General features: G+C 62.6%; 2 protein-coding genes. Both read left to right on the top strand.

Annotation, left to right across the window (positions count from 1 at the left end; genetic code table 11):
- Positions 1–256 precede the first annotated feature (256 nt).
- Positions 257–760 carry a histidine phosphatase family protein gene (locus EOA28_RS35840; protein ID WP_128315847.1) on the top strand — a complete coding sequence of 168 codons (504 nt, stop codon included), beginning with the start codon at positions 257–259 and terminating at the stop codon, positions 758–760.
- Positions 761–823: 63 nt separating this feature from the next.
- Positions 824–1,343, top strand: a 520-nt coding sequence (locus tag EOA28_RS35835) for a YcjX family protein (RefSeq protein ID WP_189342385.1), incomplete at its 3' end; no start/stop codon positions are given.

Here is a 1,343-nt window from a genome sequence, read left to right as displayed (position 1 = left end):
CGTTCATTCGACTCACCCAACAACCCCAAATTTGGCGCCTATATATTCGGGGACAAGAGCCCGCACAAGCGGTATCGACGACAGTTTCACGCAATTGTTAGTCTCGCATCGGCAGCTCCGGCAACGACGTTGTTTCAACGGCATAAAACGAATTCGCATATGATTCGTTGCAGGTGCTCGCGCCGGCCATTGTGCATGACGTGGTTCTGGTGACTAATCGCGCTTTGCCTGTCAGGCAGCGCCATGGGGGAAACGGTTGAGCAGACTTTATCTGTTGCGGCATGCCAAGGCCGGCTGGGCGCTGCCCGGCGTGCGCGATTTCGACCGCCCGCTCGACGAATCAGGCAAGGCTGACGCCGAAGCGATGGGAGAGGCCATGCGGGCCCGCAACTACGTGCCTGACGTCACGCTTTGCTCCAATGCCAAACGGGCAAGGCAGACGCTGGAAGGCCTGGCGGGGCGCACCGACACCGGCCGGGTGCTGTTCTTCGACACGCTCTACAGCGAGGATGCGTCCGGCTATCTCGACATCATCCGCAAGAACGCCGGCGCCGACCAGCTTCTGGTGATCGGCCACAATCCCATGACCGAGGATCTGGCCATGGCGGTGTCGGGCGACGGCGACGAGGCGGCGCGCGGCATGATGAACCACGGTTTTCCAACCTCCGGCCTCGCCGTGGTGCGCTTTCCCGGCAATCTTGCCGAAGCGGCGCAGGGGAGCGGCTACCTCGAAGCCTTTCTCACGCCCGCCGATCTCTGAGGCCATTTCAAACGCCCGGCCCAGCGCCTATATCGGGCGCGGACGCGCAACCAGAGGCCTGATTTGGCATCATCGCTGACGACTTTCACCGACGAGGCAAGGATTGCGCTCGACACGCTGTCGGGCCGTGCCGCCGGGCTCTTCTCGCCGTCATTGCGTCTTGGCGTCACCGGACTTTCCCGCGCCGGCAAGACGGTGTTCATCTCAGCCCTCGTCCACAACCTTATTCATGGCGGACGCCTACCGCTCTTCGAAGCGCAGAAATCCGGCCGCATCGCCCGCGCCTTCCTTGAGGAGCAGCCGGACGATGCCGTTCCGCGTTTCCAGTACGAGGACCATGTCGCGGCTTTGGTGAACGACCGCGTCTGGCCGGACTCCACGCGCGCCATCTCGGAACTGCGGCTCACCATCGAATATGAGTCGGCTTCCGGCTGGAACCGGTTGTTCTCAGCCGGAAAACTGTCCATCGATATCGTCGACTATCCCGGCGAATGGCTGCTCGACCTGCCGCTGCTCGGCAAATCCTTCGCCGATTTTTCGCGCGAGTCGGTCGAGCTGGCTACCCTGCCCGTCCGCTCCGACC

The sequence above is a fragment of the Mesorhizobium sp. M2A.F.Ca.ET.067.02.1.1 genome (genome assembly GCF_004023285.1).
Classification (GTDB): Bacteria; Pseudomonadota; Alphaproteobacteria; order Rhizobiales; family Rhizobiaceae; genus Mesorhizobium.
This window is presented reverse-complemented; position numbering and strand designations above follow the sequence as displayed.